12 protein-coding genes are annotated in these 14,371 nt (G+C 70.1%); 7 read left to right on the forward strand and 5 right to left on the reverse strand.

Translation table 11 applies throughout. The features are described 5' to 3' along the window. Nucleotides 1–67: 67 nt before the first annotated feature. From ACWD3I_RS07690 to ACWD3I_RS07700, 3 genes are all read left to right on the forward strand, one after another. A complete protein-coding gene (locus ACWD3I_RS07690) occupies nt 68–1,390 on the forward strand; it encodes an MFS transporter (protein WP_365393634.1) in 1,323 nt (440 codons plus the stop codon). 86 nt (nt 1,391–1,476) lie between these two features. After that, the gene (locus tag ACWD3I_RS07695; RefSeq protein WP_365393636.1) at nt 1,477–2,412 is read left to right on the forward strand and encodes an intradiol ring-cleavage dioxygenase; all 936 of its coding nucleotides are present in this window, start codon (nt 1,477–1,479) and stop codon (nt 2,410–2,412) included. 188 nt (nt 2,413–2,600) lie between these two features. After that, entirely contained in the window at nt 2,601–3,188 is a 588-nt protein-coding gene (locus ACWD3I_RS07700; RefSeq protein WP_365393638.1) for a hypothetical protein, read from the forward strand. A gap of 4 nt (nt 3,189–3,192) precedes the next feature. Here ACWD3I_RS07700 and ACWD3I_RS07705 read toward each other — a convergent pair whose 3' ends face one another. Next, a complete protein-coding gene (locus ACWD3I_RS07705; RefSeq protein ID WP_365393640.1) occupies nt 3,193–4,587 on the reverse strand; it encodes a VCBS repeat-containing protein in 1,395 nt (464 codons plus the stop codon). Nucleotides 4,588–4,755: 168 nt separating this feature from the next. On the opposite strand from ACWD3I_RS07705, the gene ACWD3I_RS07710 reads away from it, so the two are divergent. From ACWD3I_RS07710 to ACWD3I_RS07720, 3 genes are all read left to right on the forward strand, one after another. After that, nucleotides 4,756–5,367: a DUF4956 domain-containing protein gene (locus ACWD3I_RS07710; RefSeq protein ID WP_266889894.1), complete on the forward strand. Its 612-nt coding sequence runs from the start codon at nt 4,756–4,758 to the stop codon at nt 5,365–5,367. Further along, a complete protein-coding gene (locus ACWD3I_RS07715) occupies nt 5,364–6,152 on the forward strand; it encodes a polyphosphate polymerase domain-containing protein (RefSeq protein WP_365393642.1) in 789 nt (262 codons plus the stop codon). Before ACWD3I_RS07710 ends, ACWD3I_RS07715 begins: the two co-directional genes overlap by 4 nt. Before the next feature lie 106 nt (nt 6,153–6,258). Further along, a complete protein-coding gene (locus tag ACWD3I_RS07720) occupies nt 6,259–8,043 on the forward strand; it encodes a carbohydrate-binding domain-containing protein (RefSeq protein ID WP_365393644.1) in 1,785 nt (594 codons plus the stop codon). Between the two features lie 2 nt (nt 8,044–8,045). Here ACWD3I_RS07720 and ACWD3I_RS07725 read toward each other — a convergent pair whose 3' ends face one another. Both ACWD3I_RS07725 and ACWD3I_RS07730 read right to left on the reverse strand, forming a co-directional pair. Then, nucleotides 8,046–8,411: a PH domain-containing protein gene (locus tag ACWD3I_RS07725; RefSeq protein WP_365393646.1), complete on the reverse strand. Its 366-nt coding sequence runs from the start codon at nt 8,409–8,411 to the stop codon at nt 8,046–8,048. A gap of 97 nt (nt 8,412–8,508) precedes the next feature. Next, nucleotides 8,509–8,973, reverse strand: a complete 465-nt coding sequence (locus ACWD3I_RS07730) for a hypothetical protein (protein ID WP_365393648.1) — start codon at nt 8,971–8,973, stop codon at nt 8,509–8,511. Nucleotides 8,974–9,121: 148 nt separating this feature from the next. Here ACWD3I_RS07730 and ACWD3I_RS07735 point away from each other — a divergent pair, with 148 nt between their 5' ends. Continuing rightward, on the forward strand, nt 9,122–10,471 hold the full coding sequence (locus tag ACWD3I_RS07735; protein ID WP_365393650.1) for a pectate lyase family protein: 1,350 nt from the start codon (nt 9,122–9,124) through the stop codon (nt 10,469–10,471). Nucleotides 10,472–10,523: 52 nt separating this feature from the next. On the opposite strand, the gene metG is transcribed toward ACWD3I_RS07735, so the two are convergent. Together metG and ACWD3I_RS07745 are read right to left on the reverse strand one after the other, a co-directional pair. Continuing rightward, entirely contained in the window at nt 10,524–12,251 is a 1,728-nt protein-coding gene (metG, locus tag ACWD3I_RS07740) for a methionine--tRNA ligase (RefSeq protein WP_365393652.1), read from the reverse strand. 132 nt (nt 12,252–12,383) lie between these two features. Beyond that, on the reverse strand, nt 12,384–14,114 hold the full coding sequence (locus tag ACWD3I_RS07745; RefSeq protein ID WP_365393654.1) for a VWA domain-containing protein: 1,731 nt from the start codon (nt 14,112–14,114) through the stop codon (nt 12,384–12,386). Between the last annotated feature and the right edge of the window lie 257 nt (nt 14,115–14,371).

Consider the following 14,371-nt stretch of genomic DNA (forward strand, 5'->3'; position numbering starts at 1 on the left):
CAGATACGTGATGCAAGTTCATGTATGTGTACGTCGATCGTGGGAGACAACGATGTCAGAACCAACGATGTCAGAACCCGAGAGCCGCGCCGTCGGCAAGTTCCTGCGCCGCATGATGCCGCTGCTGGTGCTGATGCTGCTGGTCAACAATCTGGACCGGACGAACATCGGGTTCGTCCAGGACGAGCTCCAGGCCGACGTCGGGATCGGTGCGACCGCGTACGGACTCGGCGCCGGCCTGTTCTTCATCGGGTACGCGCTGTTCGAGGTGCCCAGCAACATGCTCCTGGAGCGCTTCGGCGCCCGGATCTGGCTGACCCGGATCATGATCACCTGGGGCCTGGTGATCGTGGCGATGTGCTTCATCCACAACGTCACGATGTTCTACGTCCTGCGCTTCCTGCTGGGTGTCGCGGAAGCCGGCTTCTTCCCCGGCGCGATGCTCTACATGACCCAGTGGCTGCCCGACGCCCACCGCGGCCGGGCCAGTGCGATCTTCCTCGGCGGATCGGCCGCCGCCGGCATCATCACCGGCCCGGTCACCGGCGCCCTGCTCGAACTCCACGGGGCGGGCGGACTGGCCGGCTGGCGCTGGATGTTCGCGCTGGAAGGCGCCTTCTCCGTGGCCGTCGGTATCGCCGTCGGGTTCTTCCTCGTCTCCCGGATCGAGGACGCGCGCTGGCTGTCGGCGGAGGAGAAGCATGCGCTGCGCGCGGCGGTCGCGCGGGACGAGGACGTCCGCAGCCGCGCCCCGCGGACCTCGCGGCTGAAGCTCATCCTGCATCCCCAAGTCGCCCTGCTCACCGGCGCGTTCTTCTCGATGACGCTGACCGGGTACGCGATCACCTTCTGGCTGCCGAGCCTGATCGAGGAGATCGGCGGGCTGTCGTCCTTCCAGGTCGGGCTCCTGTCGGCGATCCCCGCGGTCTGCTCGATGGTCGCCATGTACTCGATGAGCCACTTCACGGACCGGGCCCCGGACCGCCGGCCCTTCCTGGCGCTCACGCTCCTCCTCTCGGCCATCGGCACCTATCTGGCCACCCTCGGCTCCCCCTGGTTCGGGCTCGCCGCGATCACCCTCGCGGGGGTCGGCTCGAAGTGCGCGGCCACGCTGTTCTGGCCCATGGCGCAGTCCGGGCTCGACCTGAGGATCGCCGCGCCAGGACTCGCGCTGATCAACTCCATAGGAAACCTGGGCGGGTTCGTCTCGCCCACGCTCTTCGGCTATCTCAAGGACACGACGGGCAGCACCAACGGCGGTCTCTACACACTGTCGGCGGCCTCGCTGCTCGCGGTGGTCGCGGCGCGGTTCATCCGCGGTGCGCGGGCCTCGGACGGTCTGCCGGAGACGGCCGTTGCGACCGCGACGACGGGCTCAACTGCCAAGTAAGGCAAGGCTTCCCTATCGTATTCCTTTGAGAACACCACAGTGCTCTCCCACGCCCCTGACAGCCTTCTTACCTAACTTCCCTTCACATGACGGGAAACCACCAGGACAACGGGCCGAAGCACAAGCGGGACCTGACGCGTCGCAAGGTCGTCGTCGCCGGCGCGGGAGCGGCCGTGGCCGTGGGCGCCGGCGCGGCACTCGCCTCGGGCGCCTTCGCGGACGAGAAGAAGGGCACCGCGACCGCCTCCGCGAGCAGCACCTCCTCCGCCGAGGTCTGCTACAAGCTCACCTCGGAGACCACCGAGGGTCCGTACTACATCGACGCCGACAAGCTCCGCCGTGACATCACCGAGGACAAGGAGGGCATTCCGCTCGTCCTCGACCTCAAGGTGATCGACTCGGAGACCTGCAAGCCGATCCGCAACGCCGCCGTGGACATCTGGCACTGCGACGCCCTGGGCATCTACTCGGGCTACGAGAGCCTGTCGACCGGCGGTGGCGGCACCGCCCCCACGGACGCCCCCTCCGGCACGCCGTCCGGCACCCCGACCGGTGAGCCGCCGTCGGGCGCGCCGTCCGGTGGCACCGGCGGCGGGGTCCACGAGGAGCCCACCGACGACGAGCGCTATCTGCGCGGCACGTGGAAGACGGACAAGCACGGCAAGGTCACCTTCAAGACCGTCTTCCCGGGCTGGTACCGGGGCCGTACCGTCCACATCCACACCAAGGTGCACGTGGGCGGAGAGTGGACGGACGCCGGTTACGAGGGCGGCAACACCTGCCACACCGGCCAGTTCTTCTTCGACGAGACGTCCGTGCTCGCCTCGGCCGAGGTCGAGCCGTACTCGACCTCGACGACCGAGCGCACCACGCTCGACGAGGACACCATCTATGACCAGAGCGGCACCTTGGGCGGCCTGCTCAAGCTGAAGTACAACAAGAAGAACATCGCCAAGGGCGTCGTCGGCTCCATCACGATGGGCGTCGACCCCGACGCGACGAACGAGGGCACCTCGCTGTAACCACGGACCTGTACAAGGGCGCCCGGGACGGTCACGTCCCGGGCGCCCTTTGCCGTGAGCCGCCATGGCGTTCTCACAGGAGCCGTACAGACGGCTCGGCGGCTGCGCACAGCGGCCCGGGGTCTCATGGGGACATACGGGGTCGGGTCGCCCCGCCCCGTGGGAGACCGCAAGCGCTGGAGGAAGCGATGGGATACGTCGTACTCGCACTGTTGCTGATCGTCGGAGCGGCCGCCGCGGTCGTCGCACAGCGGAGGCAGGGCGGTCGGGCGGAGCCTGTCGTGCCGGTGGCCGTGCCGCCCGCTGTCCCCGATCCCGATCCCGATCCCGAGCCCGGGACGGATGCCCGTGTCGAGGCCGAGCGGTGGGTCGAGCGGCTCGGGGCCGGGCCGGCGGGGATCGACGCGGCGGGCGACAAGGCGGCCGTGCAGGCCCTCTCCGACGCGACCGAGCGGTACCGCGCCGCGAAGGGGGAGCTCGCCGCCGGGCGGTACGACTCGGCCACGGCGGCCGCCGTCGAGGGCCTCCACTACGTCCGCGCCGCCCGCACCGCGCTCCGCCTGGACCCCGGGCCCGTCCTGCCGGGCCTCGGCACGCCCGCGGTCACCGCCCGGGACGGGCGGGTCATCCTGGACGAGCGGACGTACACGGTCTCCAACCGCTGGCGGGACGGGGTGACGCCGTACTACTACGCGGGCGGGGTCGTCGCCGGGCGCCGGGTCCCCGGGGGCTGGTACAGCTCGCCCTGGTGGAACCCGGCGATGGCGGTCGCCTGAGCGGTCAGATCGCCCAGAGCAGGCCGAGGCCGCCGAGCGTCGTACCGAACTGCTGGGTGAGGCCAACCGACGAGGCCGTGAACAGCTTGCTGCCCGAGGCCGTCGGACGGGACGAGCCGCCGGGGAACACCCACACCGCGCCGGTGGCGTTGTTCTCGCCGGACGCCCCGACGAACAGCTCCGGCTTGCCGTCCTTGTTCACGTCCCCGGCCGAGACCGTCGTACCGAACAGGTCGTCGGTCTCGGCGGCACCCGGGACGGACGCGGTGTCCTGGGAGAAGGAGTACGAGCCGGTGCCGAGGGATCCCGAGGCGCGGCCCGGGATGACCGTCACCTGACCGGCCCGGTTCTTGGCGAGGTCCTCGTACGGGGTGCCGACGACGATGTCCGCGAGCCCGTCCCGGTTCAGGTCGGCGACGGCCAGCGCGCCGCCGAAGGCGTCGTCCTTCTCGCTCGCGCCGGGGACACCGGCCGTGTTCTGCGTGATCTGCACCGGCGCGGTGTCAGTCGCGACGCCGGTCGCCGAGCCGTACCAGACCAGCACCCGGCCGCCCGAGGCGCCGTCCACGCCCGCCGCTTCCGGTTCGTCCGGGTCGCCGGCCACGAGGTCGGCGTATCCGTCGCCGTCGATGTCGCCGGTGGCCACGATGAGGCCGTTGCCCTGGAGTTCGTTGCCGTAGGCGGGGTTCGCGTAGACGTCGCCGCCGCTCCGGCCGCTCAGGCGGACGGTCGCGGAGGCCGGGTCGGGAACCTTGTCGCCGTTGAAGTCGCCGAGCGCGACGGAGCCGGTGGAGGGCGTGTTGTCGTTGTAGGTGACGGATCCGAAGCCGCCGCCGCGCGTGAAGGGACCGCTGAAGTACACGGACGCGTCCCACCCGGCCACCGCCACCCGGGTCTTCGCCCCGGCCCCGGTGCCGAGCGCGGTGATGTCCAGCCCGTAGTGGCCCGGGCCGTCCGCCGGTGTCGGCAGATCCGTCCCACTGGTCAGTCCGTCGGCGCTCCCCCAGAGCACGGTCACCGCACCGGAGTCGGTGCCCTTCGACGTGTCCTCCTCGGGCGACCCCACCACCAGGTCCGCATACCCGTCCCGGTTCAGATCCGCCGTAGCGGTCGCCTCGCCGAACCGGTCGTACGCCTCCGCCGTGCCCGGCACCCCGGCCGTGTTCTGCGTGATCGTCTTGCGGTGGCTCGCGGCCAGGCCCGACTTCGAGCCGTACAGCACGACCACCGCCCCCGCCGCCTCCTTGCCGGACACGTCCGCCCCCGGCGCCGGCAGTACCGCGTCCTTGTAGCCGTCGCCGTTGAAGTCACCCGGCACGCCTCCGTGCACGGCCGCCGCCGGAACCGCCGGCAGCAGCGCCCCGCCGATCACCCCGGCGATCACGAACCACTTGCGCATCAGATCCCCCTCCTGATTCTTCGCGGGAAGTGTAAGGGAGCGAACTCCTCTTTCAGCAGGGGAACTTGTAGCCACCCGACCCGGAGCGGCCGGACATCGCCAAGACTTCTTAAAGTCGCTTAACGCTTCTCAAAGGGACCTCACAGGCTGTTCCCCGAATGTTCTCCCATGACGTCAACAGCCGTTCACCAGCTGGTTCTTGTCGCCTCCGACCTCGCCGCAGTCTCGGTGCTCGTCTTCGGCGTCTACTTCCCGCGCCACCACCGCCGCGACCTCGTCGCCTCCTTCCTCGGCGTCAACGTCGGGGTGCTCGCCGTGGCGATGACCCTGAGCTCGGCGTCCGTGGGCATCGGGCTGGGGATGGGCCTGTTCGGCGTGCTGTCGATCATCCGGCTGCGGTCGTACGAGATCGCCCAGCACGAGATCGCGTACTACTTCTCCGCCCTGGCCATCGGTCTGCTCGGCGGACTCCCCGCCGAGGCCAACCCGCTGACCGCCGCGATGACGGCGCTGATCGTCGCCGTGATGTACGTCGCCGACCACCCCCGCCTCTTCCCCCGTCACCGCCAGCGCAGCCTGCGCCTGGACTCGGCCTACACCGACGACGACGCCCTGCGCGCCCACCTCGAAGTCCTGCTCGGCGGCCGGGTGGTCAACCTGACGGTGCGAAGCGTCGACCTCGTCAACGACACCACCCAGGTCGAGGTCCGCTACATCGTCTCCGGCACCCCGGTCCCGCAGGAGGCCGGTGTCCCCGCCGAACAGGACATACGGGCGTGACCGCGCTCGACTCCGTCCACACGGCCGTACGGCTCCTGCGCCCCGTCGGTCTCGACGAACTCCCGCCGCTGCTGACCCGCCTCGACCGCAAGTACGTCCTGCCGCCGGCCGACCTGCCGATCCTGTTCGGCGGCCTGGGCGAGGACGTACGGGTCCTGGAGATCGACGGCGAGCGGCGGTTCGGCTACCGGTCCCTGTACTTCGACACCCCGGGCCTGGACGGCTACCTCGGCGCCGCCCGGCAGCGCAGACGCCGCTTCAAGCTGCGCATCCGCACCTACCTGGACTCCGGGGAGCGCTTCGTCGAGGTCAAGACGCGCGGCCCGCGCGGCATCACGGTCAAGGACCGCATGCCGTACGACGGTGATCCGCACCGGCTGTCCCCCGAGGCCCGCGCCTACGCCGACGACACGCTCGCCGGGGCCGGCATCGACATCCGGCACCTCCGACTCGAACCCACCCTGACCACGGCGTACCGCCGCACCACCCTCCACCTCCCCGCCACCGACAGCCGCCTCACCGTGGACACCGGTCTGACCTGGTCCCTCCCGGACGGCGCGGCCGAACTGCGCACCCCCGACCGCGCGATCGTCGAGACCAAGTCCGGCCGGGCCGGCTCCGGTGCCGACCGCCTGCTGTGGTCCCTGCGCCACCGCCCCCTCCCGGTGTCGAAGTACGGCACGGGCCTCGCCGCCCTCCGCCCCGAACTGCCCGCCCACCGGTGGCTGCCCGTGCTGCGCCGCCACTTTCCGACCGCGCGAAGCGCTCCGCCGGGACAGCGGTGACGGCGCCGTGGGCCGGTGGGGGCCGGTCGCTGCCACTCGGTGGAGCCGCATATCGGGCGCGGTGCCGCGCCGTACCTCGCCCGGACCGCCCAGACAGGAGTTCCGCATGAGAATCCGTACGACGTCCGTCCGTACGAAGGCCATGGGTGCCGTGGTGTCCGCCGTGCTCGGCGCCGCCGCGCTGGCCGGGTGCTCGTCGTCCTCGGAGTCGGAGGAGGAGACCGGCGGGAGCTCGTCCTCGGCCGCTGCCTCCGTCGACGGCGCTCAGAAGGCCGCCGCCGTTCTCGCCGCCGACAAGGAGGCCCATGACGGGGACCTCAGCACCTCTGGTGCCCAGGACGTCGCGCTCGACGGGAAGAGCGTCACGCTCACCGAGGGCGGGACGTACCGGCTCAGCGGCAAGCTCTCCGACGGGCAGGTGCTCGTCAACGCCCCCGACCAGAAGGTGACGTTGATCCTCGACGGGGTCGACATCTCCAGTTCCTCCGGTGCGGCGATCGCGGCGACGGAGGTCGAGGAGCTGGTGGTCGTCCTGGCCGACGGCAGTGAGAACACCCTCTCCGACGCCGACTCCTACGAGGAGGACGCGGATGCGAACGCCGCTCTCTTCAGCGCCGGGGACCTCACCGTCGGGGGCGAGGGCTCGCTCACCGTGCACGGGAACGGCAACGACGGGATCGTGAGCAAGGACGGCCTGGTCATCGCGTCCGGCACGGTCACGGTCGAGGCCGCCGACGACGGCGTACGCGGCAAGGACTACCTCGTCGTGAAGGGCGGCTCGGTGAAGGTGAGCGCCCGGGGCGACGGGCTGAAGTCCGACAACACCGAGGACACGAAGGCGGGTTACATCGCCCTCTCGGCAGGGACGGTCCAGGTGACCGCCGCCGGCGACGGCGTCGACGCGGCCACCGACCTGGTCGTCACCGGCGGCACGCTCGACGTCACCGCGAAGGCGACCGACGACTCCTCGGCGCACGGACTGAAGTCCGGTGTGATCACGGTCCTGGAGAAGGGCACCGTCGAGGTCGACGCGTCCGCCGACGGGCTGCACAGCGACGCGGCCGTGCACCTGGGCGGGGCGAAGGTGACCGTCGCGGCCGGGGACGACGGGGTGCACGCCGAGGGCGACCTGGTCATCAGCGGGGGCGCGGTCGAGATCGCGCGGTCGAACGAGGGCCTTGAGGGCAAGGACATCACCGTCGCGGGCGGCTCGACCAAGGTCACCTCGGGCGATGACGGGGTCAACGCGTCGGGAAGCACGACGAGTTCCGACGACCAAGGAGACGACCAGGGCGGCGGTCAGGGCGGTGGCCCGGGCGGCGGCGGCCCCGGCGGCGGTGGCGGCGGCGAGTCCGTGGGCGACTACAGCCTGAAGGTCACCGGCGGCACCCTCGTCATCGACGCGGACGGCGACGGGTTCGACTCCAACGGCACCGCCGAGATCACCGGCGGCACGCTCGTGGTCAACGGCCCCGAGATGGGCGGCAACGGGGCGCTGGACGTCAACGGCAGCTTCACCGTCAGCGGCGGAGTGCTGCTCGCCGCGGGCAGCGCGGGGATGGCCGTGGCGCCGGACGAGGAGTCCGGGCAGGGGTGGCTGTCGGTGACGCTCGACTCGACGGTGGAGGCGGGGACGACCCTGCACGTCGTCGACTCCGACGGCAAGGTGGTCGCCTCGTACGTCACCTCGAAGGCGATCCAGAACGTCGTCTACTCGTCGTCGGCCCTCAAGAGCGGCTCGGAGTACCGGATCTGGTCGGGCGGCAAGGCCTCGGGCGAGGAGACCGGCGGGATGTACACGGCGGGCGACCTCGACGGGGCCGACGAGATCGCCACGGTCACGGCGGGCGACGCCCCCGAAGGAGGCTTCGGGGGCGGCCCGCGCAGGTAGGACTAGCGCGCGACGTACTGGGTGAGGATCGCCTGCACCTCGTAGATGTCCACGCCCTTGGTGAAGGTCTTCTGGATCGGCACGGAGTTGCCGGAGACCCAGATCTTCAGCTCGGCGTCGAGGTCGAAGGTGCCGGCCGTCTCCACCGCGAAGTGCGTGATGCTGCGGTACGGGATCGAGTGGTACTCGACCTTCTTGCCGGTGATGCCCTGCTTGTCGACCAGGATCAGCCGGCGGTCGGTGAACATGATGACGTCGCGCACCAGCTGGTACGCCGCCTGCACACCCTCACCGGCGCCCAGCAGCTTGCCGAAGTCCGATGCCGCCTGGGCCGGATCGATGGTGTGCGCGTTGCCGAAAAGTGCCATGGATGAAACCCCCCACTAGTGATCTTCGGGCATGTATAGCGCCTTGTGGGGGCGTCTGCCTAGATCAGGTGGGCAACCCGTGCAGAACCGGTGCGCATCAGGTGTCGTAACTCCCGTCCCAGGGTGGCCCGAAGCCCAGATTGTCCGGGTACAGCTCGGCCCAGAGCTCGTCCTCGTCCTCCCCGGTGACCAGACCGAACAGGACACCGTCGACGATGAGCTGGAAGGGCCGTACGGCGATGTCGGTGTACGTGCGCCGGGGCAGACTGCGCAACAGTGTGGCGAGGTGGGCCCGCGCCCGTCCGAGCACCGAACCGTCGCGCTGCTGCTCCGCCCAGGTACCGGCACACCAGATCTGCGAGTCGCGGTAGTTGCCCTCCGCGTCGAAGGTGTGCAGCACGGCGTAGAGGCGCTTGTGCTCCTCCCAGCCGCTGTCGAGCCGGAACCCCTTGGGGAAGGCGTACGAGACCGACCCGAGGAACTGCCCGTCCGCGTATAGCCCGATGGCCTCGGTACGGCCGTGCGGCTCGTAGGCGATCGGGATGATCCCAGGTACTGCCATGGCGCAAACCATACGTAGCTTCTCTGGCAAGTTCCGCCCCCCATCCATCAGTTGATCACCGATCGGGCAAAAGTTTTACGGCAACCTTTTGGATCTCCACGACCACAGAAGAGTCGGAACTACCCCCCAAGTACGTAAGGACTCATCCGTGGCTGCTCCCGCACACCGCCGGTCTCTCCGTAAGCGCCGCACCCTCGTCGTCTCCGCCGCCGTGGTGGCGGCCGGTGTCGGCGCGGGCGCGCTGGTGCTGAACGCGAACGCCGGGACCGTCGACCTGTACCACGAGACCCTCGCCGCCAAGGACGGCTGGGCCTCCTCGGGGACGGGCACGACCGGCGGCACGAAGGCCGACGCCGCGCACACCTTCACGGTCTCCACCCGCGCCCAGCTGGTCAAGGCGCTGGGCTCGGCCTCCGACACCACGCCCCGGATCATCAAGGTCAAGGGCACGATCGACGCCAACACGGATGACGCGGGCAAGAAGCTGACGTGCGCGAACTACGCGTCGGGCACGGGCTATTCGCTCGCCGCCTATCTGAAGGCGTACGACCCGTCGACGTACGGCCGCTCCAAGCTCCCCTCCGGCACCCAGGAGAAGGCCCGAGCCGCGGCCCAGTCGAAGCAGGCGAAGAACATCGTCTTCAAGGCGCCGGCGAACACCACCATCGTCGGCGTCCCCGGCACCAACGCCGGGATCACCGGTGGCATGCTCCAGATCCAGAACGTGGACAACGTCATCGTCCGCAACCTCGCCTTCTCCGCCACCGAGGACTGCTTCCCGCAGTGGGACCCGACCGACGGTGACGACGGCAACTGGAACTCCAACTACGACTCGGTGACCCTGCGCGGCGCGACCCACGTCTGGGCCGACCACAACACCTTCACGGACGCGCCGCACCTGGACTCGGCGAACCCGAAGTACTACGGCCGCGAGTACCAGATCCACGACGGCGCGCTGGACATCACCAAGAGCTCCGACCTCGTGACGGTTTCCCGCAACCAGTTCACCAACCACGACAAGACGACGCTGATCGGCAGCAGCGACAGCGAGCCCGCGGGCAAGCTGCGTGTCTCGATCCACCACAACATCTACAAGGGCATCACCCAGCGCGCCCCGCTGGCGCGCGTGGGCCAGGTCCACATCTACAACAACTACTACGACGTGACCCCCCTGAACGGCTACGCGGTGCAGTACAGCATCAACTCCCGCGCCAAGGCCCAGGTCGTCGCCGAGAACAACTACTGGAAGGTCCCGTCGAGCGTGAAGGTCGCCAAGCTCCTGAGCGGCGACGGCACGGGCTCGGTCAAGGGCTCCGGCAACCTGGTGAACGGCGCGGTGACGGACCTGGTGGCGGCGTACAACGCGGCGTCGTCGAAGGACCTGAAGACGACGGTGAACTGGACGCCGACCCTGACGGCGGGGCTGGAGTCTGCGACTGCTGCGAAGAACCTGCCGACGACGCTGGGGACTTCGGCGGGCGCGGGCGTCCTGAAGTAGCGCATACGAAAGGGGGCCCGGATTTCCGGGCCCCCTTTCGTCGTACGTGCCCTTACGCGGCCGGCTCGCCGCCGAAGCGCTCCTTGTACGTCTCCAGGTCCTCGTCCGTGAGCTTGGCGAAGAGGACCGGGGGGACGGTGAAGGGGGTGCCTGTCGGGACGGCGGTGAGGGAGCGGGCGGCTTCCGGGCTGATCCAGGTCGCCGTGTCGTTCTTGAGGGCGAAGGCCTGGCGCATGGCCGCCGAGGTGGCCGGGATGAAGGGTTCCGAGACCACCGCGTAGAGGTGGATCAGGTTCATCGCCGTGCGCAGGGTGAGGGCGGCGGCTTCCTGGTCGGTCTTGATCTCCAGCCAGGGGGCCTTCTCCTCCAGGTAGGAGTTGCCGGCCGACCACAGGGCGCGGAGGGCGGCCGCGGCCTTGCGGAACTGGAGGGACTCCAGCTGGGACTCGTACTCCGCGAGGAGTTCGGCGATCTGCTCGCCCAGCTTCGTCTCCGCCGCGCCCGGCTCGCCGCCCGCGGGGACCTCCTCGCCGAAGCGCTTCTTGGAGAAGGACAGGACGCGGTTGACGAAGTTGCCGAGGGTGTCGGCGAGGTCCTTGTTCACCGTGGCGGTGAAGTGCTCCCAGGTGAAGGACGAGTCGTCGGACTCGGGAGCGTTGGCGATCAGGAAGTAGCGCCAGTAGTCGGCCGGGAGGATGTCCAGGGCCTGGTCCGTGAAGACGCCCCGCCGCTGGCTCGTGGAGAACTTTCCGCCGTAGTACGTCAGCCAGTTGAAGGCCTTGACGTAGTCGACCTTCTTCCACGGCTCCCGGACGCCGAGCTCCGTCGCCGGGAACATCACCGTGTGGAAGGGGACGTTGTCCTTCGCCATGAACTCGGTGTAGCGGACGGGGTTCTCACCGGAGTCGGCCTCGTACCACCAGGACTTCCAGTCCCGGTTCTCCGGGTCCAGGTCCGACCACTCCTTCGTCGCGCCGATGTACTCGATCGGGGCGTCGAACCAGACGTAGAAGACCTTGCCCTCGGCCGCCAGCTCCGGCCACGTGTCCGCCGGGACCGGGACGCCCCAGTCCAGGTCACGGGTGATCGCACGGTCGTGCAGGCCCTCGGTCAACCACTTGCGGGCGATGGAGGAGGCCAGCTGGGGCCACTCGTCCTCGTGGCGGGAGACCCACTCCTCGACCTCGTGCTGGAGCTTCGACTGGAGGAGGAAGAGGTGCTTGGTCTCACGGACCTCCAGGTCCGTGGAGCCGGAGATCGCCGAGCGCGGGTTGATCAGGTCGGTGGGGTCCAGGACGCGGGTGCAGTTCTCGCACTGGTCGCCGCGGGCCTTGTCGTAGCCGCAGTGGGGGCAGGTGCCCTCGACATAGCGGTCCGGGAGGAAGCGGCCGTCGGTGGGGGAGTACACCTGGCGGATCGCCCGCTCCTCGATGAAGCCGTTCTCGTTGAGGCGGCGTGCGAAGTGCTGGGTGATCTCGACGTTCTGCTCGCTGGAGCTGCGGCCGAAGTAGTCGAAGGCCAGCGCGAAGCCGTCGTAGACCGCCTTCTGGGCGTCGTGCGCCTGGGCGCAGAACTCGGCGACGCTGAGCCCCGCCTCCTTCGCGGCGAGCTCGGCGGGGGTGCCGTGCTCGTCGGTGGCGCAGATGTAGAGGACGTCGTGGCCGCGCTGGCGGAGGTACCGGGAGTACACGTCCGCCGGGAGCATGGACCCCACCATGTTGCCCAGGTGCTTGATCCCGTTGATGTACGGAAGGGCGCTGGTGATGAGGTGTCGAGCCATCGGGGGCTGCTCCCAGGTCGGAATTCTCGGTGCTTTGCGAACCAAGAAATCGTATCCGACATGGGTGGGCCGCCCGCTTTCCGTCCTGAGGGGTGGAAAGGGGCGGCCCGGGGGTGGTGGGGACGGTGGGGGCTACGGGCGCCAGTCGATCAGTACGCCGTCGTAGAGCTCCGCGTCCGTGAGCTCCTTGGGGGTCGGGCCCGCGTGGAAGAAGGCCGTGTTGTCGGTCTTCAGTTTGCGGAGGTAGTCGAAGGCCTTGTTCTCGTGCTCGCCGAACGCGACGAAGGAGAAGAACACCGAGGGGTGGGTCTTCGCGGCGTCGGTCAGGGCCTGGGTGGCGGGGGTCTTCGCGTCGGGGGCGCCGTCGGTCTGGAAGACGACCAGGGCGGGGGTCTTCGCGTCGGGGGTGTTCTCGTCGTAGTGGGCGAGTACGGCTTCCACGGCGGCGTGGTAGCTGGTGCGGCCCATGCGGCCGAGGCCGCCGTGCGCCTCGTCGATCGCGTCCTTCGGGGAGGCGGGGGTGAGGTCGGTGGTGCCGTCGACCTCGGTGGAGAAGAAGACGACGTGGACGGCGGGGGTGTCGGCTTCGGCGTCCGGGGTGAGCTGGGTGGCGAGAGCGAGGGTCTGGTCGGCGAGGGCCTGTGCGGAGCCGTCCTTGTAGTACGGGCGCATGCTCGCGGAGCGGTCCAGGACGAGGTAGGTCCTGGCGCGGGCGGTGGTGAGGCCGGCCTTGGCGAGGGCGAGGGCGGCGGCGTCGTGGGCGACCGCGGGTTGCCCCTGCGGGGCGGACTCGCCGTCGGCGGCCGCGGCGATCGGTTCGGGAGTGGTGGGTTCCTCGACGACCGGCTGCGGCTCGGCCTCGGCGACGGGCTCTGCCGCCGGCTCGGGGGCGACCTCGGCGGCAGTCACCGCGACCGGCTCGGGCTCCGCCTCTACGGCGGGCTCGATGGTCTCGGTTTCCACGGCAGCGTCGGCCTCGGCCGCCACGGCGGGCTCCGCCTCGGGCGCCGTTTCCGCAGCTGCTTCCGGGGCGGGCTCGTCCGCGACAGGAGTCTCGGAGGAGGGCGCCTCTTCTGCGGTCGGCTCTTCGACGACGGGCGTCTCGTCCGTGGCCGGGGCCTCGGCGGCAACGTCAGAGACCGCCTCCGGCGAGGTTTCCTCGACGACCGGCTCGGTCTCGGCCGCCGCGGCGGGCTCCTCGGCCGTCGTCGGCTCCTCCGTGACGGCTTCTGCGGCCGCCTTCGGCGCGGACTCCTCGACCGCAGGAGCCGGCTCGGGGGCGGTTTCGGCGGTGGGCTCCGGCTGGGTCTCCGCGACCGGCTCCGGGGCGGTTTCCGCGACCGGCTCGGTCTCGGCTGCCGCGGCGGGCTCCTCGGCCGTCGTCGGCTCCTCCGTGACGGGTTCGGCAGCCGTCTCGGCCACGGCGGTCTCTTCGACCGGCTCCGCTACGACGGTCTCCGCCGCAGCCTCCTCGGCGGGCGCCGGCGTCGGTTCCGCCGCATGCTCCTCGGTGACCGGCGTCGGGTCCTCCGCCACTGCCTCGTCGGCGGCCACCGGCGCAGTCTCCGCCGAGCCCGCCGCAGGCTCCCGTTCCTCCGCCGGGCCGGCCGGCTTCGGTACCGCCACTTTGTCGAACGCCGCCGACACCAGATCGTGCTCGTCCTTCGTCGACAGGGACGCCGACGTCGACGGACGCTGCTCCGGGACCTGGACCGAGGCCGAGGCCGGAGTCGAGGTCGGGGTCGAGGGCTCGGGTGACGGGGAGGGCACCGTCGGCTTTGTCCCTTCCGCACCCTCTGCCTCGGCGCTACGCCCCTTGCGTGACCGGCCGAACGCGTTCCGCAGGAGAGTGAGAATGCCCATGTGCGCAACCCTTCGCATGAGTTGATGCCCGTAAATCCCTGGCCAGGACGGACACGTAAGGTTAGCGGCCTCGGATGGTGATCTTGGGGAGGGGCGGACACAGGACCCTGCCTCCGTCAAGACCGCCAACCGGCCACAGGCCGGTCCCCATCCTCTCCCGGGCCCCCAACTCTCTTACCGCTACCTCGGATTCACCGGCAGTTCACCGAGAGTCCCCGCTGCCGCACAAACGGGCTCCTAGCGTCCGTGACGCGGAT

The sequence above is a fragment of the Streptomyces sp. NPDC002817 genome, assembly GCF_053592055.1.

Excerpts from the sequence above, each read along its gene's own strand:
- ACWD3I_RS07690 (WP_365393634.1), top strand. The coding sequence starts at position 68 with ATGTCAGAACCCGAGAGCCGCGCCGTCGGCAAGTTCCTGCGCCGCATG.
- ACWD3I_RS07695 (WP_365393636.1), top strand. The coding sequence starts at position 1,477 with ATGACGGGAAACCACCAGGACAACGGGCCGAAGCACAAGCGGGACCTG.
- ACWD3I_RS07700 (WP_365393638.1), top strand. The coding sequence starts at position 2,601 with ATGGGATACGTCGTACTCGCACTGTTGCTGATCGTCGGAGCGGCCGCC.
- ACWD3I_RS07705 (WP_365393640.1), bottom strand. The coding sequence starts at position 4,587 with ATGCGCAAGTGGTTCGTGATCGCCGGGGTGATCGGCGGGGCGCTGCTG.
- ACWD3I_RS07710 (WP_266889894.1), top strand. The coding sequence starts at position 4,756 with ATGACGTCAACAGCCGTTCACCAGCTGGTTCTTGTCGCCTCCGACCTC.
- ACWD3I_RS07720 (WP_365393644.1), top strand. The coding sequence starts at position 6,259 with ATGAGAATCCGTACGACGTCCGTCCGTACGAAGGCCATGGGTGCCGTG.
- ACWD3I_RS07725 (WP_365393646.1), bottom strand. The coding sequence starts at position 8,411 with ATGGCACTTTTCGGCAACGCGCACACCATCGATCCGGCCCAGGCGGCA.
- ACWD3I_RS07730 (WP_365393648.1), bottom strand. The coding sequence starts at position 8,973 with ATGGCAGTACCTGGGATCATCCCGATCGCCTACGAGCCGCACGGCCGT.
- metG (WP_365393652.1), bottom strand. The coding sequence starts at position 12,251 with ATGGCTCGACACCTCATCACCAGCGCCCTTCCGTACATCAACGGGATC.
- ACWD3I_RS07745 (WP_365393654.1), bottom strand. The coding sequence starts at position 14,114 with ATGGGCATTCTCACTCTCCTGCGGAACGCGTTCGGCCGGTCACGCAAG.